General features: G+C 61.7%; 26 protein-coding genes, 1 tRNA gene and 1 riboswitch. Of the genes, 17 read left to right on the forward strand and 10 right to left on the reverse strand.

The window, feature by feature from the left end; translation table 11 throughout:
* The first annotated feature begins 11 nt into the window (after positions 1-11).
* The 6 genes from M2A_RS02835 (at position 12) to M2A_RS02860 (ending at position 5,739) form a co-directional block, all read left to right on the forward strand.
* On the forward strand, positions 12-809 hold the full coding sequence (locus M2A_RS02835; RefSeq protein ID WP_045442708.1) for an FAD binding domain-containing protein: 798 nt from the start codon (positions 12-14) through the stop codon (positions 807-809).
* 164 nt (positions 810-973) lie between these two features.
* Positions 974-1,900: an AAA family ATPase gene (locus M2A_RS02840; RefSeq protein ID WP_045442710.1), complete on the forward strand. Its 927-nt coding sequence runs from the start codon at positions 974-976 to the stop codon at positions 1,898-1,900.
* Positions 1,897-3,105, forward strand: coding sequence for a vWA domain-containing protein (locus tag M2A_RS02845; RefSeq protein WP_045442712.1), 1,209 nt, complete (start codon positions 1,897-1,899; stop codon positions 3,103-3,105). Before M2A_RS02840 ends, M2A_RS02845 begins: the two co-directional genes overlap by 4 nt.
* Entirely contained in the window at positions 3,102-3,437 is a 336-nt protein-coding gene (locus M2A_RS02850) for an XdhC family protein (RefSeq protein WP_045442714.1), read from the forward strand. Before M2A_RS02845 ends, M2A_RS02850 begins: the two co-directional genes overlap by 4 nt.
* Positions 3,437-4,114, forward strand: a complete 678-nt coding sequence (locus M2A_RS02855; RefSeq protein WP_045442717.1) for an XdhC family protein — start codon at positions 3,437-3,439, stop codon at positions 4,112-4,114. The genes M2A_RS02850 and M2A_RS02855 overlap by 1 nt, the downstream gene beginning before the upstream one ends.
* Positions 4,111-5,739, forward strand: a complete 1,629-nt coding sequence (locus M2A_RS02860; protein WP_045442719.1) for an NTP transferase domain-containing protein — start codon at positions 4,111-4,113, stop codon at positions 5,737-5,739. The genes M2A_RS02855 and M2A_RS02860 overlap by 4 nt, the downstream gene beginning before the upstream one ends.
* Positions 5,740-5,877: 138 nt before the next feature.
* Here the strand turns inward: M2A_RS02860 and M2A_RS02865 are convergent, their stop codons facing one another.
* Positions 5,878-7,485, reverse strand: a complete 1,608-nt coding sequence (locus M2A_RS02865; protein WP_045442722.1) for an alpha-amylase family glycosyl hydrolase — start codon at positions 7,483-7,485, stop codon at positions 5,878-5,880.
* A gap of 109 nt (positions 7,486-7,594) precedes the next feature.
* Between M2A_RS02865 and M2A_RS02870 the strand changes: the two genes are divergently transcribed.
* A complete protein-coding gene (locus M2A_RS02870) occupies positions 7,595-8,329 on the forward strand; it encodes an SDR family oxidoreductase (RefSeq protein WP_052379152.1) in 735 nt (244 codons plus the stop codon).
* A gap of 36 nt (positions 8,330-8,365) precedes the next feature.
* Positions 8,366-8,854, forward strand: coding sequence for a VOC family protein (locus tag M2A_RS02875; protein WP_052379153.1), 489 nt, complete (start codon positions 8,366-8,368; stop codon positions 8,852-8,854).
* Positions 8,855-8,856: 2 nt separating this feature from the next.
* Here M2A_RS02875 and M2A_RS02880 read toward each other — a convergent pair whose 3' ends face one another.
* On the reverse strand, positions 8,857-9,597 hold the full coding sequence (locus M2A_RS02880) for an SIR2 family NAD-dependent protein deacylase (protein WP_045442724.1): 741 nt from the start codon (positions 9,595-9,597) through the stop codon (positions 8,857-8,859).
* Positions 9,598-9,694: 97 nt separating this feature from the next.
* Between M2A_RS02880 and M2A_RS02885 the strand changes: the two genes are divergently transcribed.
* The 5 genes from M2A_RS02885 (at position 9,695) to M2A_RS02905 (ending at position 12,589) form a co-directional block, all read left to right on the forward strand.
* Complete coding sequence (locus M2A_RS02885) at positions 9,695-10,114, forward strand: VOC family protein (RefSeq protein WP_045443042.1); 420 nt, start codon at positions 9,695-9,697, stop codon at positions 10,112-10,114.
* 110 nt (positions 10,115-10,224) lie between these two features.
* Positions 10,225-10,635: a hypothetical protein gene (locus M2A_RS02890; RefSeq protein WP_045442727.1), complete on the forward strand. Its 411-nt coding sequence runs from the start codon at positions 10,225-10,227 to the stop codon at positions 10,633-10,635.
* Positions 10,636-10,744: 109 nt separating this feature from the next.
* Positions 10,745-11,428, forward strand: coding sequence for an SEL1-like repeat protein (locus M2A_RS02895; RefSeq protein ID WP_156101661.1), 684 nt, complete (start codon positions 10,745-10,747; stop codon positions 11,426-11,428).
* Positions 11,425-12,006: a cytochrome b gene (locus M2A_RS02900; RefSeq protein WP_045442731.1), complete on the forward strand. Its 582-nt coding sequence runs from the start codon at positions 11,425-11,427 to the stop codon at positions 12,004-12,006. The genes M2A_RS02895 and M2A_RS02900 overlap by 4 nt, the downstream gene beginning before the upstream one ends.
* A 10-nt stretch (positions 12,007-12,016) precedes the next feature.
* Entirely contained in the window at positions 12,017-12,589 is a 573-nt protein-coding gene (locus M2A_RS02905) for a YceI family protein (protein WP_045442732.1), read from the forward strand.
* A gap of 5 nt (positions 12,590-12,594) precedes the next feature.
* Here the strand turns inward: M2A_RS02905 and M2A_RS02910 are convergent, their stop codons facing one another.
* Complete coding sequence (locus M2A_RS02910; protein ID WP_045442734.1) at positions 12,595-12,873, reverse strand: TMEM165/GDT1 family protein; 279 nt, start codon at positions 12,871-12,873, stop codon at positions 12,595-12,597.
* Between the two features lie 93 nt (positions 12,874-12,966).
* Positions 12,967-13,076, reverse strand: a riboswitch (yybP-ykoY riboswitch).
* A 271-nt stretch (positions 13,077-13,347) separates the two neighbouring features.
* On the opposite strand from M2A_RS02910, the gene M2A_RS02915 reads away from it, so the two are divergent.
* Together M2A_RS02915 and M2A_RS02920 are read left to right on the forward strand one after the other, a co-directional pair.
* Positions 13,348-13,794 carry a PAS domain-containing protein gene (locus M2A_RS02915; RefSeq protein ID WP_045442736.1) on the forward strand — a complete coding sequence of 149 codons (447 nt, stop codon included), beginning with the start codon at positions 13,348-13,350 and terminating at the stop codon, positions 13,792-13,794.
* A 171-nt stretch (positions 13,795-13,965) separates the two neighbouring features.
* Positions 13,966-14,547, forward strand: a complete 582-nt coding sequence (locus M2A_RS02920) for a PAS domain-containing protein (protein ID WP_081875345.1) — start codon at positions 13,966-13,968, stop codon at positions 14,545-14,547.
* A 114-nt stretch (positions 14,548-14,661) separates the two neighbouring features.
* Here M2A_RS02920 and M2A_RS02925 read toward each other — a convergent pair.
* From M2A_RS02925 to M2A_RS17085, 6 genes are all read right to left on the reverse strand, one after another.
* Positions 14,662-14,736: transfer RNA gene (locus M2A_RS02925), tRNA-Glu, on the reverse strand.
* A gap of 66 nt (positions 14,737-14,802) precedes the next feature.
* Positions 14,803-16,623 carry a single-stranded-DNA-specific exonuclease RecJ gene (recJ, locus tag M2A_RS02930; RefSeq protein ID WP_045442738.1) on the reverse strand — a complete coding sequence of 607 codons (1,821 nt, stop codon included), beginning with the start codon at positions 16,621-16,623 and terminating at the stop codon, positions 14,803-14,805.
* Between the two features lie 17 nt (positions 16,624-16,640).
* The gene (gene glpX, locus M2A_RS02935; RefSeq protein ID WP_045442739.1) at positions 16,641-17,621 is read right to left on the reverse strand and encodes a class II fructose-bisphosphatase; all 981 of its coding nucleotides are present in this window, start codon (positions 17,619-17,621) and stop codon (positions 16,641-16,643) included.
* 21 nt (positions 17,622-17,642) lie between these two features.
* Complete coding sequence (locus tag M2A_RS02940) at positions 17,643-18,944, reverse strand: homoserine dehydrogenase (protein ID WP_045442740.1); 1,302 nt, start codon at positions 18,942-18,944, stop codon at positions 17,643-17,645.
* Positions 18,941-20,215, reverse strand: coding sequence for an LL-diaminopimelate aminotransferase (locus M2A_RS02945; RefSeq protein WP_045442741.1), 1,275 nt, complete (start codon positions 20,213-20,215; stop codon positions 18,941-18,943). The genes M2A_RS02940 and M2A_RS02945 overlap by 4 nt, the downstream gene beginning before the upstream one ends.
* Positions 20,216-20,376: 161 nt before the next feature.
* A complete protein-coding gene (locus M2A_RS17085; protein WP_197052817.1) occupies positions 20,377-21,792 on the reverse strand; it encodes an OmpA family protein in 1,416 nt (471 codons plus the stop codon).
* Between the two features lie 398 nt (positions 21,793-22,190).
* Between M2A_RS17085 and M2A_RS02955 the strand changes: the two genes are divergently transcribed.
* Both M2A_RS02955 and M2A_RS02960 read left to right on the forward strand, forming a co-directional pair.
* Positions 22,191-23,936 carry a PHA/PHB synthase family protein gene (locus tag M2A_RS02955; RefSeq protein ID WP_244444365.1) on the forward strand — a complete coding sequence of 582 codons (1,746 nt, stop codon included), beginning with the start codon at positions 22,191-22,193 and terminating at the stop codon, positions 23,934-23,936.
* A 132-nt stretch (positions 23,937-24,068) separates the two neighbouring features.
* On the forward strand, positions 24,069-24,890 hold the full coding sequence (locus M2A_RS02960; protein ID WP_052379157.1) for an EamA family transporter: 822 nt from the start codon (positions 24,069-24,071) through the stop codon (positions 24,888-24,890).
* A 5-nt stretch (positions 24,891-24,895) separates the two neighbouring features.
* Here the strand turns inward: M2A_RS02960 and argC are convergent, their stop codons facing one another.
* Positions 24,896-25,843, reverse strand: coding sequence for an N-acetyl-gamma-glutamyl-phosphate reductase (gene argC, locus M2A_RS02965; protein ID WP_045442752.1), 948 nt, complete (start codon positions 25,841-25,843; stop codon positions 24,896-24,898).
* Between the last annotated feature and the right edge of the window lie 115 nt (positions 25,844-25,958).

Raw genomic sequence — 25,958 nt, forward strand, 5'->3', positions numbered from 1 at the left:
GACGACCTCAAATGTATCAATTCGACTATCACCGCCCCGCAAGCCTGAAAGAAGCCTCCGAGCTTTTGAAGAACTGCGATGAGGCAAAAATCCTGGCCGGGGGCCAGACATTGATCCCGACGCTGAAGCAGCGCCTGGCCATGCCGAGCGATCTCGTCGATCTCGGCGCGCTGAAAGAGCTCTCCTTCATCAAGGCCGAGGGCGATGCGATCATGATCGGGGCCGCCACGCCCCATGCCGATGTCGCGGTCAATGCGGATGTGCGCAAGCACCTGCCCTCCCTTGCCAAACTCGCCGAAGGGATCGGCGATCCCGCCGTCCGCCACAAAGGCACGATCGGCGGCTCGCTCGCCAATAACGATCCTTCCGCCGATTATCCGGCAGCCGTCCTCGCCCTCGATGCGAAAATTCACACGACGAAACGGCTGATCGAGGCGGACGAGTTTTTCAAAGGCATGTTCGAAACGGCCCTCGGGGACGATGAGATCATCACCGAAATCACCTTCCCGCACCCCAAACGCGCCGCTTATGTGAAATTCCCGAACCCGGCATCCCGCTACGCCATGGTCGGCGTCTTCGTCGCCGAAACGCCCATGGGCATCCGTGTGGCCGTCACGGGCGCGGGCCAGGAAGGTGTTTTCCGGGTCAAGGAAATGGAAGAGGCGCTTGCAAAGAACTGGTCGGCGGATGCGATCAGCGGCATCAAAGTGCCGGTGGAAAACATGCTCTCCGATCTTCATGGCGACGCCGAATACCGCGCCCATCTCGTCACCGTCATCGCCAAACGCGCGGTCGCGGCGGCCATTTAAATTCGATGCATCGGCTAAAAAATACAATCGTCACCCCGGGCTTAACCCGGGGTCCATGCAGCGCCTCAAATTGCTGATATACTGTTATGGACCCCGGCATGAAAGCCGGGGTGACACTTAGAATGTGCAGCGCCTCTTTGCCAAACGGTCTTACACGGTCCCTCATGTCCCTTCCCGCCTCCATCGACGAAACGGTCAAGCTGCTTTCCACCGGCGCCTATGTGGCCGAGCGGCCGCTGGCGACCGTGCTCTACCTTGCCTTGAAGATGGGAAAGCCGCTGCTGCTGGAAGGGGAAGCCGGTGTCGGCAAAACCGAGGTCGCCAAAGTTCTGGCAAGCGCGCTGGGACGCAAGCTCATCCGCCTGCAATGTTATGAAGGGCTCGACATTTCCGCCGCCGTTTACGAGTGGAACTATCAGGCGCAGATGATCGAGATCCGCCTTGCCGAGGCTAGCGGCACGGCGCCGCGCGAGGATCTCGCCAGCGATCTTTTCTCCGAAAAATTTCTGCTGCACCGCCCGCTCCTGCAAGCGCTGGAGCCGGACACTGCCGGGCCGCCGGTCCTGCTGATCGACGAGCTCGACCGCACGGACGAGCCTTTCGAGGCTTATCTTCTCGAGCTCCTCTCCGATTTCCAGGTCACGATCCCCGAGCTCGGCACGATCAAGGCGAAAGAGCCGCCCATCGTCATCATTACATCGAACCGCACCCGCGAGATTCATGACGCGCTGAAGCGCCGCTGCCTTTATCACTGGGTGGATTACCCGTCCGAAGAGCGCGAGCTTGAAATCCTGCGCGCCCGCCTGCCTGAAGCGCCCGAAACGCTTTCGCGCGAAATCACGGCCTTCGTGCAGCGCCTGCGGGGCGAAGATCTTTATAAAAAGCCCGGCGTTGCTGAAACGCTCGACTGGGCCCGCGCGCTGATCGAGCTCGATGCCGTCTCCCTGACCGGCGAGAACATCAACGACACGCTGGGCACCGTTCTAAAATATCAGGAAGACATTGCCCGCATCGAAGGCTCGGAAGCGGCCCGGCTTCTGAGTGAGATCAAAACCCGCCTCGCGGCGGGCGAGGAAAAGGTGGGGCTTTGAGCGCCGCGCCGCCTGCCGGGCATTTTGCCGAGAATATCGTCCATTTCGGACGGGTACTGCGCCGGGCCGGGATGAGCGTCGGCCCGCGTGACATTCTCGATGCCGTGGAAGCGGTGGAATATGCGGGCTTCCACTCCAAAGCCGATTTCTACTGGACGCTTCATGCCGCCCTTGTGCGCAGCCATGAGGCCCATGAGCTTTTCTCCCAAGCCTTCCATATTTTCTGGCAGGAGCCGAAGCTGCTTGAGCGGATGATGGCGCTCGCCTTGCCTGAGCTGCGTACGCCGGAGAACAAAGAGCCCGGCGAAAAGGCGCTGCGCCGTCTCGCCGAAGCCCTGATGAGCGGCGATGAGGAGCGGCGGGAAGAAGAGCCCAATATCGAGATCGACGCCCGTGAAACGCTCTCCCGCGAGGAAGTGCTGCGTGAGCGTGATTTCGAGCAGATGAGCACGGCGGAACTGGCCGAGGCGAAAGCCGCGCTCCGCCGCCTGCGCCTGCCCGTCAAAGAGCAGCTCACCCGCCGCGCCCGGCCCGCCCTGCGCGGCCGGCAGGTCGACATGCGCCGCACCCTGCAGCAGAGCTTCCGCGGCCATGACCTCATGGAACTGCGGCGCAAAGAGCCCCACCGGCGCATGCCGCCCATCGTGGTGCTGCTCGATATTTCAGGCTCCATGTCGCTTTACGCGCGCGTCTTTCTGCATTTCCTCCACGCCATCACCCATGAATGGGACCGGGTCCATGCCTTTCTTTTCGGCACCAGACTCACCAACATTACCCGCCATCTTCACCACCGGGATATCGATGCGGCGCTGGGGGAGATTTCCAAAGCCGCCGAGGATTGGGACGGCGGCACCCGGATCGGCGAGACGCTGCGCCGCTTCAATGTGGAATGGGCCCGCCGGGTGCTGGGTCAGGGCGCTGTGGTGCTGCTCGTGACGGACGGGCTCGACCGGGAAGGCGGCGGCGGGCTGGAACCTGAAATCAAGCGCCTCGCCCGCCTCTCCCGGCGGCTTATCTGGCTCAATCCGCTCTTGCGTTATGATGCCTTCGAGCCCAAGGCCGCCGGCATCCGGGCCATGCTGCCTCATGTGGATGAATTCCGGCCCGTCCATAATCTCAATAGTTTGAGCGCCCTGGTGGACGCGCTCTCCGGCCCTTCCCATATGAAGGGCAACCGGCATTCCAGCATGAGGACCCTTCTATGAGTGACACCTTCACGGACGATCAGGTCCTGGAACAGGCCGCCGCCTGGCTGGCGGGTGGCCACAAAGTCGCCCTTGCCACGGTGATCGAGACCTGGGGCTCGGCGCCCCGGCCCGTCGGCAGCCAGCTCGTCATCCGCGACGACACGGCCTTTACCGGCTCCGTTTCCGGCGGCTGCATCGAGGGGGACGTGATCACCCGCGCCCTCGATCTGATGGAGGGGGACGCGCCCGAAATCCTCGAATATGGCGTCTCGGACGCCATGGCCTGGGAAGTCGGCCTTGCCTGCGGCGGGCGCATCCGCGTCCTGATCGAGCCGGTAAAGGGGGTCTGATGCAACGCCAAACCCTCGACGCCTTGCTGCGCGCCCGCGATGAAAAGCGTGCCGTTGTGCTGGCAACACGGTTAAGAGATGGAATCGAAAAACTTATCTATCCATATGATAATATTGAAGAAAAATGGTTAATTGAACCAGTTTCTCAAGTTGTGAAATCCGACAAATCGCGCACTGTGGAAGGCCCGGACGGCGAGTGGTTTCTCAACGTTTTCAATCCCCCGCTCCGCCTTATTTTGGTGGGCGCGGTGCATATCGCCCAGCCGCTGGCGCGCATGGCAGGCGATCTTGGCTATGACGTGGCGGTCATCGACCCGCGCGAGGCCTTTGCCAGCGAGGAACGCTTTCCGGGCGTCCGGCTGGTGCGCAGCTGGCCGGATGAAGCCATGGCGGAGCTCGCGCCCGATGCCCGCACCGCCGTCGTCACTCTCACCCATGATCCCAAACTCGACGATCCGGCCCTTCAGGTCGCCCTCAAGGCGCCTTGCTTCTATATCGGCTCGCTCGGCTCCAAGAAGACCCATGCCGCCCGGCTGGAGCGGCTCACGGTAGCCGGTTTCGACGAGGCTGCCCTTTCCCGCATCCACGGGCCGGTCGGCCTTGCCATCGGCGCGCGCAGCCCGGCGGAAATCGCCGTCTCCATCCTTGCAGAAATGACAGCGAGGCTGCGGACATGAAATTCGCCGATCTGCCCCTGGAAGAGGCCGAAGGCGCGCTCCTTGCCCATAGCCTGCGCGCCGGGACCAAAGCCTTCAAAAAGGGCCGGAAACTCAGCGCCGCCGACATTGCCGCCCTGCGAGTTGAAGGCATCGAATCCGTCTTTGCCGCCCATCTCGGCGCGGGTGAAGTGCCCGAAGATGAGGCCGCCGCAAAGCTTGCCGAAGCGCTCGGCGCCGATAGCGGGCTGCGGCCCGGCGCGCCCTTCACTGGCAGGGCCAATCTTTTCGCCGAAACGGCGGGCCTCACCCTGATCGACCGCAGCGCCATCGACAAGATCAACGCCGTTCACGAGGCGATCACGCTTGCCACCCTTGCCCCTTATGAAAGCGTGAGCGAGGGGCAGATGGTGGCGACCGTCAAGATCATCCCCTTCGCTTGCCCGAAAGAGGCGCTGGAGGAGGCTTGCGCCATCGCCCGTGAGCAAACAGCCCTCGGCCTTGCTCCTTTCCAGCCGCAGCGCTACGGCCTTCTTTCCACGCAGCTGCCGAGCCTGAAGGAAAGCCTGCTCGACAAAACCCGCCAGGTCCTGGAAGCACGCATCACGGCGCTGGAAGGCACGCTGGTGGACGAGGCCCGCCTTGCCCACGAGGTGGGCCCCCTCGCCGCGGCCCTGCAGGAAATGGCCGGGAAGGCCGACATTCTTCTCGTCTCCGGCGCCTCGGCCATTGTCGACCGGCAGGATGTGGTGCCCGCCGCGATCGAAGCAGCCGGCGGAGCGGTCCTCCATTTCGGCATGCCTGTCGATCCCGGCAATCTTTTGCTGCTGGGCGAGCTATCCGGCAAACCCGTGCTCGGCCTGCCAGGCTGTGCCCGCTCGCCCAAGCTGAACGGCGCGGACTGGGTGATGCAGCGCCTCGCCGCCAATCTGCCCGTGGCGCGCGAAGACATCACCGCCATGGGGGTCGGCGGCCTTTTGAAGGAAATCTCGAGCCGCCCGCAGCCGCGCGAAGGCGGCAAGGTGGGCAGCGCCCGCCCGCGCGTCGTAGCGCTCATTCTCGCCGCCGGGCGCTCCTCGCGCATGGGGCTTCAGAACAAGCTCCTCGCCCCCATCGAGGGCGTGCCCATGGTGGCCCGCACGGCAAATGCCGCTCTGGCCTCCGGCGCTGACACAATTATTGCCGTCACCGGCCACGAGAAAGAGGCGGTCGAGGCCGCACTTGCCGCTCACCTGCCCGCCGGAAACAAGCTCCGCCTCACCCATAATCCGGATTACCGCGAAGGCCTCAGCGCATCCTTGAAAGCCGGCATCGCCGCCGCCGAAAAGGAAGGCGCCGATGCGCTCCTCATTCTCCTCGGCGACATGCCGGATGTAAGCGCCAGTGTCATCGACCGGCTGATCGCCGCTTACGACCCGGAAGAAGGCCGCCTCATCTGCATTCCCACATTCGCCGGCAAACGCGGCAACCCTGTGCTGTGGGATGCGCGCTTCTTCGAGGAAATGCAGTCGCTGAGAGGCGATATCGGCGCCAAGCCGCTCATTGCGCAGTATGAAGAAGCGGTCTGCGAGGTGCCGGTACCGGAGGACACCATTCACCGGGACCTCGATACGCCCGAAGCGCTGGCGGCCCGGACGAAGACGTAGCAACGTGTTGCAAACTCAGATGGACTCCGGGTCAAGCCCGGGGTGACGATTTGAGTCTGCCGCACCGCCTTTGCCTTTTATAGAAGCTGTCACCCCGGCCCCCGTGCCGGGGTCCATGCAGCTTTTGCAGCCCGGCACTCACACCTTCATCACAACACCCGCATGGGCCCCAAGCTCTAGCATCCCCTCACTCAAGCTCCCCACGCCCGTTTGGAACAGCACCTCGCCTTGCGCCGGAACGCGCCGCGCCTCCCGCGTCAGATTGAAAAGGCAGCGCCGTTTCTCGCCTTCATAAGCGCGCTCGTAAATCAGTACACCGTCCGGCCCTTCCTCGAAACGGATGGCGCCCCAGGTGAGCGCCGCATCGCTTTTGCGCAAGGCGATTGCCGCGCGGGTGAAATGCAAGACGGAGGTCAGGTCTTTTTCCTGCGCCTCCACGCTGCGGGTCAAATGGCTCTCAGGCATCGGCAGCCAGGGTTTGCCGGAGGTGAAGCCCGCATGGGGCTTTCCTTCTTCCCAGGGCATCGGTGTGCGGCAGCCGTCACGCCCCTTGGCGAAGGGGAAATAGAGATCGCCCACCGGGTCTTTGATGTCCTCGCGGGCAAGATCGGCCTCGGGCAGGCCAAGCTCCTCGCCCTGATACATCAGCACCGTGCCGCGCAGCGTGAGGAGAATGAGCAGGCAAAGCTTTGCCAGCTCGTCATCCCCCGCGCCGCCGCCCCAGCGTGTCACCGTGCGGATCACATCATGGTTGGAAAAGGTCACGCAGGGCCAAAGATCGGGCACCGCCGCCAGCACGTCTTCGTAATAGGCACGGAAGGTCGCGGGCTCGAAAGACCAGCTTTCCAGGAAATGAAACGTATAGCCCGTATGCAGCTTGTCCGGCTCGCCTGCATAAAGCGGCAAGCGTTTCGGCTCTTCGGAAAACTCGCCGAAGGCCCAGCTTCCTTCGTATTCGTCCATCACGCGGCGCACCTCGCGCATCGACCGTTCGTTTTCCAGCGTATTGGCATCATGGATATGACGCTGCAGGCGCGGTGCATGGGCCCAATCGAGGAAGGTGCGTTCCTCCATCGGCAAAGGCGGATTGTCGGTCAGTTTTTCGTCATGCACGAAACTGTTCGCCACATCGAGACGGAACCCGTCCACCCCGCGCTCCAGCCAGAAGCGCAGCACGTCCATCACCGCTTTGACGACGTCTTTATTGTGAAAATTCAGCTTCGGCTGCTGGCGCAGAAACTTATGGAAGTAATATTGCCGGCGCAGCGGATGCCAGGACCAGGCGGCCCCGCCAAAGGCGCTCAGCCAATTATTCGGCACCGTGCCGTCTTCCTTCGCCTCTGCCCAGACATACCAATCTTTTTTGGCGTTATCCCGCGAAAGCAAACTTTCCTGAAACCAGGGATGCTGGTCCGAGGTGTGGCTGAGCACCTGATCGAGAATAAGTTTCAGCCCGCGCCCGTGCAGGTCTTTCACCAGCATGCCGAATTCGGCAAGCGTGCCGAATTTCGGGTCGATATCGCAATAATCCGACACGTCATAGCCATAGTCCCGGTCCGGCGAGGGATAGACCGGCGAGAGCCAGAGCGCGTCCGCTCCCAGTTTTTCCACATAATCGAGCTTGCTGCGCAAGCCCGCCAGATCGCCGATCCCGTCCCCATTCGTGTCGCAAAAGCTTCGCGGGTAGATCTGATAGACAATCGCCCCTTTCCACCAGGCTTGTTGGCCGCCCGTTACATCGTTCATTGTGACGCCTCTTCCTCCCGCTTATGATCCTGCCAGCATAATAACAATCGCACTCATGCGTAAATCGGCAAGGCTGCACAGCCTGGCCGCGAGAAAGGGAGAAGCCGTTTTGCCCCGCACCGTTCTGATTACCGACGTCACCCGTTTCATCGGCATACCCGGCACGAAAGCGCTGCTGGAGGAAGGCTATAAAGTCTTCGGCACCGATCCCGATTTCACCGATGACAGCAAACGCAGCGCCTATGAAAAGGCCTGCCCCGGCGCAACGGCGCTCTTACCGGATTCGTCTGACAATTTGGTGAAAGCTACGGTGGAAGCAGGCGGCACGCTCGATGTGCTCATCAACAACGATGCCTATCCGGCCCATCGCGCCAGCGTGGAAGAGGCAAGCGACGAGCTTCTGCGAAAAACCTTCGATATGCTCTTTTTCAAAGCCTATGCCATGGCCCGCGCCGCCGTGCCGCAAATGAAAAAGCAGGGCAGTGGCAAAATCATTTTCAACACCTCCGCCGCGCCGCTGAACGGCTTGCGCAATTATTCGGTCTATGTGTCCGCCCGCGGCGCGGCCAATGCGCTCGCCCGGACGCTGGCGCTGGAACTTGCCGCCGACAATATTCAGGTCAACGCCGTCGCTCCCAACTTCGTGGACAACCCGGATTATTTCCCGCCCGAACTTATGGCCGATCCGGACAAGGCCGCGCGCATTCTGAAGAACATTCCGATGGGCCGGCTCGGCAAGCCGGAAGAAGCCGCCTCCCTGCTTGCCTATCTTGCCAGCGAGAAGTCGAGTTTCATCACGGGACAGATCATTCCCCTTGCCGGCGGCTGGGCAAGCGCCCGTTAAAAGTGCCGGAAACGGGCCTCAACCAAGGACACGCGCATGCTTTCGGAAAATCCCGTTGAAGTGACCGCCATGGACCATCTTTATCTCTCCGTCTCGGATATCGAGCGGTCCATGCGCTTTTACGACACGGTATTCGGCATTCTGGATTTCCGGCGCGGCGACATGAAAATCGCCGGGGCACCGCATTATCACTATTTCAACAAGGTGATGCAGATTTCCATCCGCCCAGCCTCGCCGCATGCGCCGGCCCATGATCCTTATCAGCCGGGGCTGCACCATCTTTGCCTGCAAGTGAAAGACGAAGCGGCGCTGAAAGAAGCCTGGCATCAGCTAAAAGCCGCCGGGATCGAGGCAAGCGAGCCCGCCTATCACACCGATTATGCGCCGGATTATTACGCGATCTTTTTCAGCGATCCGGACGGGCTGCGCCTGGAGCTCGTCGCCCGCCGTGCGCAACGTGAGCGCATTCAAGCCGAATGGGCGCGCCTCACCCGTTTTGAAAACCCGTTTGACGCGCTGGACTGATCTCAGTTCAGCATGGCCACGGCGCGCAGTACCGGGCCGATTTCCTCATGCAGAACGAGATCGGCAATCTCGTCCATATCCGTTTCTTCCCGGTTGATGATGATCAGCCGCGCGCCGTTGCGCTTGGCCAAAATGGGAAAGCCCGCCGCCGGAAAGACCTGCAAGGACGAGCCGATGGCAAGAAAGAGATCGCAGCCCAGCGTTGCCTCATGGGCCCGCTCCATTTCCTTTTCCGGCATGGCTTGACCGAAAGAGATCGTCGCCGATTTGACGATGCCGCCGCAGTCCCGGCAATCGGGCGCGGCGCCCGAAGCCTCGAACAAAGCGCGGACCTCTTCGAGCTCATGACGCAGCCCGCAGCCGAGGCAGGTTGCATAGGTAGCATTGCCGTGCAATTCGATGATTTTGTCTTCCGGCACGCCGGAGACATGGTGCAGCCCGTCCACATTCTGCGTGATGACATGGCTCACCTTGCCCTCACCCACCCACTTGGCGATCGCCATATGGCCCTTATTGGGCGCGGCTTTCGCCATGGTTTTGTCCATTTCGAATTTGCGCCGCCAGGCTTCCGCGCGCATATCGGCTGAGGCCATGAATTCCTGGAAATCGATGGGCGCATATTTCTTCCAAAGCCCCGTCGGGCTGCGGAAATCGGGAATACCGGATTCCGTGCTGATCCCCGCCCCGGTAAAAACCACCACGCGGTAGCTTTCCTCGATTGCCCGTTTCAGTTCCTGGCTCATTGCCTCTTCCCGTCGTTTCCATTCACCGTTTCTTTTTTGACCCTGCGGGCCATTTGCTGGATCATGCAGCCAAATTCAACCTGATTATAGGATGCTCATGCGTTATCTCCATACCATGGTCCGCGTCAGCGACCTCGACGCCTCGCTCGATTTTTATTGCAACAAGCTCGGCCTGAAAAACATGGGCCGCTTCGACATCGAAGAAGGCCGGTTCTCGCTGGTCTTTCTGGCGCCGCCGGGCCAGGAAGATGCCCAAATCGAGCTGACCTATAACTGGGACCCGGAAGAGCTCGGCGAAGGGCGCAATTTCGGCCACCTCGCCTATCAGGTCGATAACATTTACGAGACCTGCCAGAAGCTGATGGATCAGGGCGTCACGATCAACCGGCCGCCGCGCGACGGGCGCATGGCCTTTGTGCGCTCGCCCGACAACATCTCCATCGAGCTTTTGCAAAAAGGCAGCCCGCTGCCGGCAAAAGAGCCCTGGGCGAGCATGGAGAACACCGGCCACTGGTAACCCCCATAAGCGGCAAGTGCGGGCCTAGCTGAACAAGCGGTTCATAAGGCGTTCAGCCAGCGGGCAACATCCTTTTCTCATCCCGCAACGATGAGTCGGAGAGATGCCCCATGAAAAAGCTCGCGCTCGTACTTGCCGGTGTTGTTGCGCTGACCGCTTTCAGCGGCGCCCCGCCCGCCCGCGCGGGCGACGTGAATATCGGCGTCTCCATCGGCTGGAACCACGGTTACGGCTATAAGAAACATCACCACAAGCGCTATTTCAAACACCACCGGCCCTATATCGCCAAGCGCCATCATTATGCGCCCAAGCGATACAAACACTATTACCGGCACTCCTATCATGGGGGCGGCTGGGGCAATCACCATTACCGTTCCTATGGCAAACGTCCCTGCCACCCCGTTTATACGGATGGCTATTGGCGCGGCCGGCCCGCGAAGCTTGGCGGCACGATGTGCTATAATGGCCGCGGGCATGGTTATGTGCTGCGCGGCAGCCGCTATCTCATCCATTTTTATTGAGGCAGAGGCGGGGCAAAGGCATGGGCCGCTTGGCAGCGCTGAAAAGTGGCCAATTGCCCCCTCCCTCAAGACCCTATAACCTTGCCCCATGTTTGAACGGCATGGACCAATGGTTTTGCTTAGAGCTTTTGCCCCGGCTATGGCGCTGGGCCTGACGCTGGCCAGCCTGACGGCCCTGCAGGCAGACGCCCAGGGCCTGCCGAACGATCCGCGCCGCCCCGGCTATCTGGAGGTGCGCGAGCGGGCCAATTACCGCGATCCGAACGAGTTTTACTGGGAAGGTTTCCGCCTCAAAAACGACGGGGAATGCGACGGCGCGGTCGACCGCCTGAAACCGCTCGCCACACGCGGGCGCGGCTTCGAGCAGGCACAGCTTGCCCTCGGTATTTGCCAGCTCCGCCTCGCCGGCATGCCGCAGGATGCAGCCACCGCGCTGCCCAATGCGGAAAAGCTGCGCGCCGATCCGGACTTTGCCCAAGGCGTGACCTGGATCGAACGGGCGGCGGAGGCGGGCACCTTCGAGGCTCAGCGCACGCTCATCGCACTTTATGTGGCGGGTGTGGGACCGACCGAAGACCCGGTTGACCTCGGCAGCTGGCTGCATCTTTATGATGTAAACCCCATGCGCCTTTCGCTGGGCGCGCAGGAAAGCGATGACGCGCTGTTGACACGCGCCCGCGCCATGCTCTCCGACAGGCAAGAACTGCTTGGCCGCGCCAGGGCCCGCCAATGGGTGCCCAGTTTCTGGACCCCCGCTCCCGTAGCAAGCACGATAGGCAAACCCGAAGAATGAAACTGCGCAATACGCCCGAGGCCTATGGGGCCGTCGCCGTAACGCTGCATTGGCTGATCGCGGCTGCCGTGCTCACCATGCTGGGTGTCGGTTTCTATATGGACTGGCTGCCGAAGGGCGACCCGCTCGTCTATCCGCTCTTTCAGTTCCACAAATCCTTGGGCCTCAGCATTCTGGTGCTCGTGGTTCTCCGGCTTGCCTGGCGCCTCGGCAACCCCGCGCCCGCGCTGCCCGCGCATATGCCGCGCTGGGAGCGGCTGGCCGCCAGCGCCACCCATTACGGCTTTTATGCCGCGCTCCTGCTCTTGCCGCTTTCCGGCTGGGTAATGGTATCGGCCTCGCCCTACAACATACCCACCCTCTATTTCGGCCTCTTCGAATGGCCGCATTTGGGCTTTGTCTCGCAGAGCCCCGATAAGGCGCTTTATGAGGACATCGCTCATGAGGTGCATGAAATTCTCGTCTGGGCGGCCATTGCGCTGATCGGCCTGCATGCGGCCGCCGCGCTGCGCCATCACTATATGCTCAAAGACACGGTTCTCACGCGCATGGCCCCCTGGATGCGCCGCACCTCATAAAGGATTGCTCATGTTCCCCGCGCGCCGCTTTGCCCGCCACCTTTCGCTTTGCCTTACACTCCTCCTGATGAACGCCGCGGCGGCACAAGCTTCCGGCTGGGTGCTCGTGAAAGAGGAAAGCACACTCACCTTCGAGGCAACGCAAGGCGGCAAGCCCTTTACCGGGCGCTTTGAAAATTTCACCGCCGACATCACGCTCGACCCGGAAAATCTGAAAACCGCCTCCATCCGTGCCGAGATCGACACAGCAAGCGTGAAGACCGGCGCAGGCGACCGCGACGGCGCGCTGCCCGGCAGCCAATGGTTCAATTCCTCGAACTTTCCCATGGCTATTTTCCAGTCGGAGAGCGTGCGCCGTGTGGACGGCAATGAGTATGTGGCCGAAGGAACGCTGACCTTGAAAGGGGTCTCCAATCCACTCGCCCTTCCCTTCACGCTGGAAATCGACGGCGACACCGCCCATGCAAAAGGCAGCGTCGTCATCGACCGTCTCGCCTTCAAGGTGGGCGAAGGGGAAATGGCAACACCCGGCATTGCCGGGCTGCAAGTCACCGTCAATGTGGACGTGACGGCCACCAGATAAGCCGCTCACAGTTCGGCAAAGTGGCTATAGACCGTCCACAGGCCGAGCAGCACGAAACCTGCGCCCGCAATCAGCTTGAGCGGCAGGCGGGCAAGATATTCCCCGGCAAAATGCCCAGCAAAAACCGCCATGGCCGTTGACGCCGTCAGCGCCGCTGCGGCCACGGTAAAAACAAGAAACGGCGAGACTTCCCGGCTAGAGGCGAACAAAACCGTAGCGAGCTGCGTTTTGTCCCCAAGCTCTGCAAGAAAGACGGCGATAAACATCGCGGCCAATTGTGACATGAATGCTCCCGAGGGCCGGAGAACGAGACGCGGCTTTACACCCGCCCGGCCCTGCACGAGCGGTAAAGCCGTCGGTCTCGCCAACCCGCAAAAGGCAATGCTTCTGCGTTGCGCACATGCCATGGCGGATATGCCCGCCAATTATGTTGACATGCGCCCCTCCTAAAAATGGAGGGCGGCTACTCCCCTAAGGTGCGCTTTGGATAGTTCAGCCAGCATGTGCGATCAAGAAGAGATTTATAAAGTGAAGTTTTTATTTGCAGTTCCAGGTAGTACATCCCATGCTCTTCAATCAAGAGCGCTCGTGAGTTTGGGGGATTAAGGAGACTCGGTATGAATTGCAGCTCTGACTGCGCGCCAGAAGGCGGGAAATACTTTAACAGCCCAAGAAAAGACGAACCGGTATCCGAAGAACTCCAAGCGCTGATAACGCGGGCAGGCCAATTAAATCCTCCTATCCTGCTCGATCCCACCTTGTCCTTCGAATACCGCATTCCCGCAGCCGGGCTCGGCTACTGGAACGCCAAGCGCCCGGCGGACGGCCGCCTGCCGCCGCGCAGCGCCGTCAATCCGGCGGAGCTTGCCAAATATCTGCCGGCCCTTGCCTTGATCGATGTAAGCGAAAATGAAAATGGCGGCATCGAGCTTTTCAGCCGCCTGGCCGGCGCCGAAGTCGAGCGGGTTTTCGGCATGATGAGCCGGCAGGACCTACGAAAACGGCTGCCGCCGGAAATATTTGCACGCTGGCAGATTATCTTCCGTGCCCTGTGGGTCGCCGAGGCGCCGCTGCGCATCACCAGCCGCATCGCCTATGAAGACAAAACCTATCTCTATATCGAGTGTCTTTTTGCCCCGCTCGCGAATAGCGACCCCAACTCCATCACATCGCTCATTTTTGCCGAATTCCGTATGGATAGCTAAAGACCGCCTCCCTTCATTTGGTTAATACCTCTTTACCAAATACTCATAGACTTCTTGACCAAAGAAATTTGCAGTTTCATGATCGAGTGGTGAGTCGGAGAGGAACGAGTATTTGTCTCAATTTGCGGAATCTTCCGTTTCATTTGAGAATGAAGCTCGTTGGGGGGAAAAATGTCATCGACATTCCAATCGACTATCGGCACAGATGCTCAGGCCGGGCTGCAGCAGGGCGACACGGACGTCCCGCAAACCCTTGAGGCGGTCATGGCACGCTGCGAAAACTTTTCGCCGCCCAGTTTCATCGATACCAAACTCGACTTCCGTTATGAAATCCCCGCCATCGGGCATAAATATTGGCTGTCGAAATGCCGTAACGGCACCTTCCCGCACCGGCGCGATATCAGCCCGGTGGAGCTTTCCGCCCAATTGCCCAATGTAGGCCTGTTCGAAATCAACCGGAACGCCGCGCCGCTCAATCTCTACTGCCGGATCGCTGGGGACAGTATCGAGCAGGTCTATGGCAAGATGCACCGGCAATTCATCCGCGAATGCCTGCCGCTCGAACAGGCAACCCGCTTCGATTGCTATGCGGCGGCCGTTCTTCTTTCCGGCGCGCCCATCCGCATCAGCGGCAAGGTGAGCCACGAAGAACGCACCTTCATGGATGCGGAGATGCTGGCCGCCCCGCTCGCCACGGATGACCAGGACCGCCTGCAGATTATCGTCTTCGCGGAATATCAGCCGGTGTCCTGAGGCCAATGGCTCGCGGCACGACTATCTAAAAATATTTTGGGAGAATTCGCCCTTCCCCGGCCCGGTTTCCGGCCTCTGCAAGAGGCCTCGTCGGTGCCGCCGGGGGAAGAAAAGTGGCACGCCCTACGGGAGTCGAACCCGTCTTTCCAGATTGAAAATCTGGCGTCCTAACCGATAGACGAAGGGCGCCCGGCGAGGGCAGCTTATAGGGGGTATTTCGCTATATTGCAAGCCGGTCCCAAGCCGAAAATGTCATTAAACCGCACTTAAATCGTCAATGTGCAGTTGGACGCCTTTCCGGCCCTGCCAATCGTCCGCTTTAAGGCGCCCGGCGACATGATAAAGCCCTCTATGGCCGTCCAGCAGCGCCTGTCCGAGCGGTCCTTCCGCCGCACGGAATGCGATTCCCTTGATCGTGCCGCCATCCTCGCCCGAGAGAATGCAGCTGACATGGTTCTGCCCGACCACCCGCGCGCGGATCAGCCGCAAACGCGGCAGCGCGAATCGTGGTTCCGTATTCCCGGCGCCGTAAGGCCCGGCCCGTTCGATCATTTCCAGCGTCGCGCGTGTCGCCGCCTTGGGCACCAGCGCGCCGTCCAGGGTCAGCCGCCGGTCACTGGCCGCCGCGTCCACGTCCGCCTCCATGCGTGCGCTCAGAAAGGCCTCCAGCGCCTCTATCTTGCCCGCCTTCACCGTCAGTCCCGCCGCCATGGCATGGCCGCCGCCATTGACGAGCAGCCCTTCTTCCAGCGCGGCGGTAACGGCGCGGCCCATATCGACGCCCGGCACCGAGCGGCCTGAGCCTTTGCCCTCGCCTTTTTCATCGACCGCGATAACGAAGCTCGGCCGGTCCCAGCGGTCCTTGATGCGGCTCGCCACAATGCCGATGACACCGGGATGCCAGCCCTCGCCATGCGCCATGATGAGCGGCGGCAAGGTGTTGCGCCGTGCTTGCTGCAAGCGCATCTCGATGCGCCCCATCGCGTCCTCCAGCACTTCCGCCTCGATCGCCTGACGCTCCTTGTTATAGCTGTCGAGCTCACCGGCGATCTGCGCCGCCTCCACCGGATCGTCCGTCGAAAGCAGCCGCGTGCCGAAATCGGCGCGCCCCACGCGTCCGCCCGCATTCACGCGGGGGCCGAGCAGAAAGCCTGCATGATACGTCGAAGGACGCCCGTCCAACCGGCTGACATCGGCAAGCGCGGCGATGCCGGGATTGGCGCGCCGCGCCATCACTTTCAGCCCTTGCGCAACGAAAGCGCGGTTGAGCCCGGTGAGCGGCACCACATCGCAGACGGTGCCGAGTGCCACCAGATCGAGCCATTGCAGAAGATCGGGCTCCGCCCGCTCGCCATCGAACCAGCCGGCCTGGCGCAGAGTGCGGTTGAGCGCCACGATGAAAAGAAATGTCACGCCGACAGCGGCAAGTTGTCCTAGCCCGCTCTCATCATCGAGACGGTTCGGATTGACGAGCGCCGTAACGGGAGGCAGCACAGGCTCGGCCTGATGGTGATCGAGAACGAGCACATGCAGGCCCGCTTCCTTTGCCTGGCCGAGCGCCTTATGCGCCATGGTGCCGCAATCGACGGTCAGCACCAGCTTCACTCCCTCCTTGCGCAGGCGCAGAAGTGCGGGCGCATTGGGGCCGTAGCCTTCTCTTATGCGGTCGGGAATGTAATAGCGCAGCGGCGCGCCCACGGCGCGGCAATAGCGGATGAGCAAGGCCGAGGATGTCGCCCCGTCCACATCATAATCGCCGAAGACGGCCATGCTCTCGCCCGACATGATGGCCTTGGCGGCGCGCTCCGCCGCCTTGTCCATATCGGTGAGAACGGATGGGTCCGGCATGTAAGCGCGGATCGAGGGATCGAGGAATTGCGGCGCCTCATCGAGCCCGACGCCGCGGCCCGCGAGCACCCGGGCAAGCAATTCGGGCAGGTCGTGCCGCTGCGCGAGGGTCAGCGCGAGCCGGTCGTCTTCAACCCGGCTCGCCCATCTTTTGCCCGTGAGCGAGCGTTCGACGCCGAGAAAGGCGGCACCTGCCGCGCCTTTTGCCTCTGGCCTGACGCCGTTCACGCCCTCTCCTTCGCAAATCAGGGTTTGACGAATTTTTCCATCTGCGTATGCGTCGCCTTGATCGAGCGGACGGTGCCCGTGGACGAACGCATCACGATCGTATGGGTAGAAACGGCTGGACCGTTGAAGTGAATGCCATCCAGCATCGAGCCGTCGGTAACGCCCGTCGCCGCGAAGATCACATCGCCCGAGGCCATTTCTTCCATATTGTATTTACGGTTGAAATCCTCGATCCCCATTCGGGCGGCGCGGGTCTTCTGTTCTTCATTGCTGGTCACCAGCCGGCCCTGCATCTGGCCGCCGATGCAGCGCAATGCTGCCGCCGCCAGCACGCCTTCCGGCGCGCCGCCAATGCCGAGATAAATGTCGATGCCGGTAGAGGCATCCGTCGTCGCGATGACGCCCGCTATGTCGCCATCGGTGATCAGCGTCACCTTCGCGCCGGCCTCGCGCACTTCGCGAATGATGTCGGCGTGGCGCGGACGGTCGAGAATGCAGGCCGTGATATGGCTGACATCAACGCCCTTGGCTTTGGCGAGCGCCTGCACGTTTTCTGTGGGGCTTCGGTCGAGATCGACCACCCCTTCGGGCAAGCCGCCGCCAATGGCAATCTTGTCCATGTAAACGTCGGGCGCATTCAGAAGGCTGCCGCCTTCGGCCATCGCCACCACGGCCATGGCGTTCGGCATGTTCTTCGCCGTCAGCGTCGTGCCTTCCAAGGGGTCGAGCGCGATATCCACCTTCGGGCCTTTGCCGGTGCCCACCTTCTCGCCGATATAAAGCATCGGCGCTTCATCGCGCTCCCCCTCGCCGATCACGACAATGCCGTCGATATCCAGCGAATTCAGTTCCTTGCGGATCGCATCCACGGCAGCCTGGTCCGCGGCTTTTTCATCGCCGCGCCCGGCCAGATATGCCGCCGCCACCGCGCCGCGTTCCGTCACGCGCGCCAGTTCCAATGCCAATGTGCGGCTCAATCCAACCGTCTTGCCTGCCATGCTAGTCCCCGTCCTTCTTCGTTATTCCTGTTCGATGCGGATAAGCAGCGGCTCGTCCACAACATCCTTATGTTTTGCCAAAAGCGCCAATGCCCGCTGCATCGTGACTTCATCCGTATCATGCGTAATGAAAACGACGGGAAGACGGTTGTCTTCCTCGGGTATGGGATCTTTGCGCTGCACGATGCGCTCGATGGAAACTTCCGCTTCCGCCAGCGCCCGCGTGATTTCGGCCATGGAGCCTGCCCGGTCCACGGCATGGACGCGCAAGTAATAGGCCCCGGTGTGATCTTTGATCGGCTTATAGCTCGCCTCCTCCAACATGGAGGCGGGAAGACCGAAAGGCTGGGCGATATTGCCGCGCGCGACATCGACGATATCGGCCACCACGGCGGAGGCCGTCGGCCCCTCGCCCGCGCCGCGTCCCTCCAGCATCACAGGCCCCACATGGCTGCCGACCACTTCCACCGCATTGAAAACCCCGGTCACGGCGGCAAGCGAGGAATTTTTGCCGACCAGGGTCGGGTGCACGCGCAGCTCCATGCGTTTGCCGTCGCGCTGGGCGATGCCAAGCAAGCGCACCTTGTAACCGAAATCGTCCGCTAGGCGAATATCGAGCGGCGTGACGGTTTCCAGCCCTTCGACATAAACCTGATCGAAATCCGGCAGCGTGCCGAAGGCAAGGCTCGCCAGAATGGTCAGCTTATGCGCGGCGTCCGTTCCGCCCACATCGAAGCTCGGATCGGCTTCGGCATAGCCGAGCTTTTGCGCATCGGCGAGCACGTCCTCATATTCCCGGCCGGACGTTTCCATCACGGTCAGGATGTAATTGCAGGTGCCGTTCAAGATACCGGAAACGCGCTCGATCCCGTTGGCCACCAGCCCCTCGCGCAGGGCCTTGATGATCGGCACGCCGCCGGCCACCGCCGCTTCGAATTGCAGTGCCACCTGGTTTTCCTCGGCCATGCGGGCAAGCGTCGTGCCGTGATGGGCGATCAGCGCCTTGTTGGCGGTAACGACATGTTTGCCGGAGGCCAGCGCCTGCTCGACGGCCAGCTTCGCCGCCCCGTCCGATCCGCCGATCAGCTCCACAAAAACGTCGCTGTCCGGATCGGCGGCCATGGCAACCGGATCGTCATACCAGCGGAAGGCATCGATATCGAAGCCGCGGTCGTGCTGACGGTGGCGCGCGCTCACCGCCACGATCTCGATCTTGCGCCCGCACAGCGCTTCGATGCGCTTTGCTTCTTCGGTCAATACTTTAACGACACCGCCGCCCACGGTTCCGAGGCCGGCAATAGCAAGTTTAAGCGGCTCCTTCATACCTGACCTGCCCGTCCTTTCTCTTGCGCGCCCGAACCTGCATAGGTGACGACGTTCGTATTGCGTTCGTACTCGGCCAGAATGCTGTCCGCATTGGCCATGAAGCGTTTCACATTGGCGGCGGCCTGGCGGACGCGCTGCTCGTTCTCCACGAGCCCGACCCGCACATAACCTTCCCCGTATTCGCCGAAACCGACGCCCGGCGCAACCGCCACATCCGCATGCTCCAGCAGCAGCGTTGCGAAAGTCAGCGCGCCATGCTCGCGGAACTTCTCGGGAATAGGCGCCCAGGCGAACATCGTTGCGGGCGGCGCGGGAATGTCCCAGCCAGCCCGGCCCATCGCCTCGACCAGCACGTCGCGCCGGCCCTGATAGACGTTGCGGATGTCCTGGATGCAGTCTTCCGGCCCGTTCAGCGCCGCCGTTGCCGCCACCTGAATGGGCGTAAAAGCGCCGTAATCGAGATAGGACTTGATGCGGGTCAGCGCGCTGATCAGCTTTTCATTGCCCACGGCAAAGCCCATGCGCCAGCCCGGCATCGCGAAGGTTTTCGAGAGCGAGGTAAACTCGACGGCAACGTCCTTTGCCCCCGGCACCTGCAGAAGCGAGGGCGGCGGCGCCGTGCCTTTGAAGTAGATTTCAGAGTAAGCCAGATCCGAAATCAGAATGAGATCGTTCTTCTTCGCCAGATCCACCACTTCCCGGTAGAAATCGAGATCGGCGACATGGGCGGTCGGGTTCGAGGGATAGTTCAGCACCAGCGCGATGGGCTTAGGCACGGAATGCTTGATCGCCCGGTGCACGGCACGCAGAAACTCCTCGCCCGGTTCCACCACCGGCATGTTACGGATCACCCCGCCGCAAATGATGAAGCCGAAGGCATGGATCGGATAGGTCGGGTTCGGCACGATGATCACGTCGCCCGGCGCGGTGATCGCCTGGGCAAGGTTCGCCAAGCCCTCTTTCGAGCCCAGCGTCGCGATAATTTCCGTTTCCGGGTTCAACGTCACCCCGAAGCGGCGCTCGTAATAAGCGGCCTGAGCTCTGCGCAGGCCCGGAATGCCGCGCGACGAAGAATAGCGGTGCGTACGCGGGTTCTGCACCGTCTCGATCAGCTTATCGACAATGTGCTTCGGTGTCGGCATATCGGGATTGCCCATGCCGAAATCGATCACATCGCAGCCTTCCGCGCGCTTCTTGGACCGGAGCCGGTTCACGACATCCAGCACATAAGGCGGCAGACGCTTTATCCTGTAAAACTCTTCATCCATCTTCGGAAATCTCCCGGCATGCGGGTATGTTCTGGCGGGCCCTTATACCGCCAAATCAGGTCCCGGGCCATGCCGTAATCTGGGGAAACGCAAACTCCGGCTTCAGCGCACATAAACTGCGGAAACCGGGCCAAATCAAGGCGTTTTGTAAGGTTTGCCGCCTATTCGATATAAATCTCGACCCGTCTGTTGCCTGCCTCACCGGCCGGCATCGTCTCGTGAAAGACGGGGCTCGACTCGCCCTGGCTCTCGATAAGGATGCGGGAGGGATCGATCCCCTGACGGGCAAGCTCGGCAGCCACCGCTTCGGCGCGGCGGGCGGCCACATCGAAATTGGCAAGTTTATGCCGGGCAAGCGGCAGATCGCTGGTACGCGAGGAGGCATGGCCGACCACGCGGAGCGCCGTGCCATACTGGTCGAGCGCAGCTTTGACCTCGGCCAGATTGGCCCGGTCATCCGCGCTCAAATCCGTTTTGCCATGGCCGAAATAAACCGTGAAGGGCGCAGCCGAGGGTCCGCCCTGGCTGGTAAAGGCAGCGGCGCCGTCGATGATCTGCGTGTCGAGCGAGGCGCCGGGGCCGGGCGGCGGCAGCGCATCGAGCGCGTCCATATTCACCGTCACGGGCTCGTCCTCACCGCCGACGACCACGGTGCCGTGGGTCTGCTGGTAGCGCGAGGAAACGACACCGCCTGCCGCTTCCAGTGCTTCAGGCGAAAGCTGGGGCGCGGAAGAACGCTCGAACTGCGTCGCCGAATAGGTTTGCGTGCCCGGCTGCGCACTAGGCTGCGTTACAGCGGGTGCCTGACGGTTTGCCAGCGAGGGTGAGGTTGCGTTGGAGACTTCCCCCTCGATCGGCGCCATTTCGGTGCGCGGATTGGCGGGCGCGCGGGCAGCGGACTGGCTGCCGGGGCGCGGCGGCACGGCTGCGCGGCGCTGAGTCTGAGGTTGCGGCTGAGCCTGGACCTGCGCAGGCTGCGGCGCGGGCGCGGCAGGCTGAGCGGTTTGCTGAGGCAGCGGCGCGGCCTCCTCGCGGGCGACATCTTCAACCGGTGTGGCGCGGGCATCGGCGGCGGCTTTCGCGGCCTCTTCCGGCGTCGGCCCGGATTGGGCGGTGCCGTTCAGCGAGCGGCGGCCCCCGCGCGGCGGCGGCGGGATCACCCCTGCCGTGTCATTGCCGGCATCGCTGGCATTGGAACGGTCCCCATTCGCGCTTTTCGGCAGCGAGGGCAGCGGCGTCGGTTCGGCAACACGCGGAGCGGAAGCAGGCGGCTCGGTGCCCCCGCGCAGCACTTCATCCGTATAGCGCGAGCGTTCCCGGTCGGCGGCCAGCCCTTCGGCGATACGCTCACGCTCGGCAGCCGAGGAAGTATCTTGCGGGCGGTCCGGCACGTCCTGAATTTCCGGGAAATCCGAATCAGTACTGGTTTGCTCGGCGGAAGCGGCAGCCGCGCTCTCGTCGCCATAAATGATGCCGGGCCGGGCCCATTCGGGCGCCGTCGAACAAGCGGCAAGCAGGCTGGCCATCGCGGCGGCGCTCAGCGCGGCGCGCGCCGTGCGGCCAAAGCGCTGCGTCATGCCGGGGTATCCGCCCCGATTATCCGCGCCGTCCTTGCTCGAAAGCATAAACCCGGTGTTCCGAAGGGCCATTAATCGCTCCTTTACAGGCGGCTACTGCCCGTGCCATTTCCTGAGACAAAGATGCCGGTCCAGTCCCTTTGAGTAAAGAGTTCCCCCCAAACCGGCCAACTCAAGGGTATAGTATACAGCGTTTCCGAATTGCTAGGCCTGAGTTTGTTTATCTGGCTGAAATTCTTCGGAAACCGGCCGCAGAGAAGTAACCCGGGTAGAGAATGCAAAGCCGTAACGGCAAAGACCGCCGCCCTCACGACGCCAAACAGGGCAAAGACGCCGGAAAAGGCCCGGGAAAGTCCCCAGGATATCCTGAGGGCGAGTCAGCGGGCAATCCGCAGAATTTGGGCGAAAACCTGCTCAAAGCCGCCATCGACTTCATGGAGCTTATGGCCGAGCGCGGGCGCACCGAGGACGGCAAGCCGCCCCAATCGGTGATGGATATCCTAGGTCCCGCGAGCGCTGCCCTTGCCGAAGCCTTCAAAAGCTACACGGTGGAAACCGCCCGCTGGGCCATCGCCGAAGAGCAACTACGTCATGACTTCTCCGATGTCAGCGAATACGCCCTCAAGCGTATGGTGGGCCTCGCAGATACCCCGCTGATCGACACCTCCAAAGACAAGCGCTTCCGCCACCCCGCCTGGCGGGAAACCCCGCTTTTCGACATTCTGGCGCAAAGCTATCTGCTCTTTTCGCAATGGTTCATCAGCGTGGTGGACGCGGCGGAAGGCCTGAACCCGCACCGCCACGACATTGCCCGTTTCTATGCGCGCCAGATTGTGGATGCGCTTTCGCCGTCCAATTTTCTTTTCACAAACCCTGAAGTCTTGCGCGCAACTGTCGAGACCAACGGCAAAAATCTGGTTGATGGGCTGCAGAATCTGCGCGCCGATTTCGCCAACGGCAATTGGCGGCTGACCCAGACGGATATGGACGCCTTCGAGATCGGGCGGAACATCGCCACGACCCCCGGCAAGGTCGTCTATCAGAACGACCTGATGCAGCTCATCCAATATGATCCGGCGACCGAGGAGGTGCATCAGCGCCCGCTCGTCATCGTGCCGCCCTGGATCAACAAGTATTACATCCTCGATCTGACGGAAGAAAAATCCTTCATTAAATGGGCCATATCAAAGGGTTACACGGTTTTCGTCATTAGTTGGGTAAACCCCGACAAAAGCCTCTCCCACAAAACTTTCGAGGACTATATGCGCGAGGGCATTCTCGAAGCCCTCGATGCCGTGGAAAAAGCGACGGGCGAGCGCGACGTCAATATGATCGGCTATTGCATCGGCGGCACGCTGCTCTCCGCCACACTGGCCTATATGGCCGCGAAGAAAGACAAGCGCGTCAAATCCGCGACCTTCTTCGCCACGCAGACGGATTTCACTGAAGCGGGCGATCTGAAAGTCTTTATCGACGAAACCCAGATAGACACCGTCAACAACCTGATGGGCGAGCGCGGCGGCATCCTGCCTGCCTCCGTCATGGCGCATACGTTCAACCTGCTGCGCCCCAACGATCTCATCTGGAACTATGTGGTCGGCAATTATCTGATGGGCCGCACCCCGCAGCCCTTTGATCTTCTGTTCTGGAATGCGGATGCCACCCGCATGCCCCAGAAGATGCATCTTTTCTATTTGAGCGAGTGCTACCTGAAAAACGGCCTGGCCGAGGGCAGCATGGAGCTTGGCGGGGAAAAACTCGACCTTTCCAAGGTCACCTGCCCCGTCTATCTGCAATCGAGCCGGGGCGACCACATCGCGCCCTACAAATCGGTCTATAAGTCCGTGCATCTTTTCGGCGGCAAAGTGACCTTCACTCTGGCCGGTTCCGGCCATATTGCCGGCGTGATCAACCCGCCCGCCGCCAAGAAGTATCAATATTGGGCCAATGCCGAGCTGCCGGAAACGGCAGATGAATGGCTCGCGGGCGCGACCGAGCACAAAGGCTCCTGGTGGCCGGACTGGGAACGCTGGCTGCGCAAGAAATCCGGCAAGAAGGTTCCCGCCCGCATTCCCGGCGACGGGGCACTCAAGGTCATCGAGGAGGCGCCCGGCTCTTATGTCCGGGTTCACGCCAAGGATTAAGGCCCTGCCCCCACATTCTGCAGGGCGATAAGCGGATTATCCCTCTAGGGCCGTTTAGCCCCTCCCCCTAATCTCCACGGGCCACATGCTACCGGCTGGAAATGGGAGACAGTTCTGGATACCGGCATTCTCTTGGTCGTCCTGGCGACCGCGCTCATGCATGCAAGCTGGAACGCCATGGTGCGCGCATCGGGCGACAAGCTCGTCTCGCTCGCCAACATGACGGCGCTCTCCGCCCTGATCGGCCTGCCCCTCATCTTCTTCGTGCCGCTGCCGTCCAGGGAAGTCTGGGGACTGCTCGCCCTCACCACCCTGCTTCACACCGGCTACAAGATCTTTCTCGTGCGCGCTTATGCCCATGGCGGGCTCGGCCATGTCTATCCGCTCGCCCGCGGCGGCGCGCCGCTTCTGGTGGCGGGCGCAGGCTTCGTGCTTCTGGGGGAGACCCTGTCCCCCGCCTCCCTTGCCGGTATGCTGCTCGTCACGCTCGGGATCATCTCTCTCGCCTTCCGCAAGAACGGCGGCACGCAGGACGAGAAGCGCGCTACGCTCTATGCGCTCATCACGGCAGGCTTCATCGCCTCTTACACCACGGTGGACGGTATCGGCGCGCGGCTTGCCGAAACCTCCTTTGCCTATGTGGCCTGGCTCTTCGTGCTGGATGGGGCGGCCTTTACGGCGCTGGCGCTCTGGCGGCGCGGACCGGGCGCCGCCTGGAGCCCGGCAACGCTTCTGCGCCAAGGCCTGCCCGGCGCGCTTCTTCAGGTCGTTGCCTATGCGCTGGTGCTCTGGGCCATGACAAAAGCTCCGCTCGGCCTCGTCTCGGCGGTCCGGGAGACAAGCGTCGTCTTTGCCGCGCTCATCTCCTCGCTCATCCTGAAAGAAAAGCTGGGGCCCATGGCAGCGGTCGCCGCCCTTGCCGTGGCCGCCGGGGTCATCCTCATCGAAGGCTGAGCGGCTTATTCGAGCCCCAATGCCTCGTCCACCCCTGCCATGATGTTGAGGCACTGCACCGCCTGACCCGAGGCACCCTTGCCCAGATTGTCGAGCTGGGCGACAAGCCGCGCCTGTCCCGTCTTTTCATTGGCAAAAACGAAGAGCTTCATCCGGTTCGTGCCGTTGAGGTCTTCCGGATCGAGATTGGCAAGGCTGGCGCTTTCCTCCAGCGAGACAACTTCGACGAAATGCGCGCCTTCATAAGCCGCCGACAGCGTTTCATGGATATTGGCCACGCTCGGCTTGCCCGGCAGCGCCCAGAGCTGCAGCGGCATTTCCACCAGCATGCCCTTGTAATAGCGCCCGACGGCGGGCGAAAAGAGCGGCGGATGCGAAAGGCCCGTATAGGTCTGCATTTCCGGCACATGCTTATGAGCGATCGTCAGCCCGTAAAGCCGGAAAGGCTGGCAGGAATAGTTCTCGCCCGCTTCATCTTCGAATTCGGCAATCGTGCCTTTGCCGCCGCCCGAATAACCGGAGACGGCATTGATCGTCACCGGCCAGTCCTTGGGCAGGAGCCCGGCCTCGACGAGCGGCCGGGTCAGCGCAATCATGCCCGTAGGGTAACAGCCCGGATTGGAAACCCGCTTTGCCCCGGAAATAAGCTGGCGCTGTTCGGGTGCCATTTCCGGAAAGCCATAGACCCAATCAGGATCGACCCGGTAAGCGGTGCTCGCATCGATCACGCCCACATCCGGGTTCTCGATCAACGAGACCGCTTCGCGCGAGGCCTCATCCGGCAGGCAGAGAATGGCGAAATCCGCTTCGTTCAGCTTCTGCGCCCGGGCCTCCCGGTCTTTGCGCCGCTCCGGATCGATCTGCAACAGGTCGATATCCGCGCGCGCGGCCAGACGCTCACGGATCTGGAGCCCCGTCGTTCCCGCCTCGCCATCGATATAGACCTTGATCATCCCGGCCTCGCTAAAATAATAAACTCAGTAAAGAAATGCGTTTCTACAGGAATATTTACCGCAAACTCAAGAACTCGGAAAGCTAGGCACCGCTAGCAATTAATTAAAATTCGAG

It is taken from the genome of Tepidicaulis marinus, from assembly GCF_000739695.1.
In the GTDB taxonomy this organism is placed as follows: Bacteria; Pseudomonadota; Alphaproteobacteria; order Parvibaculales; family Parvibaculaceae; genus Tepidicaulis; species Tepidicaulis marinus.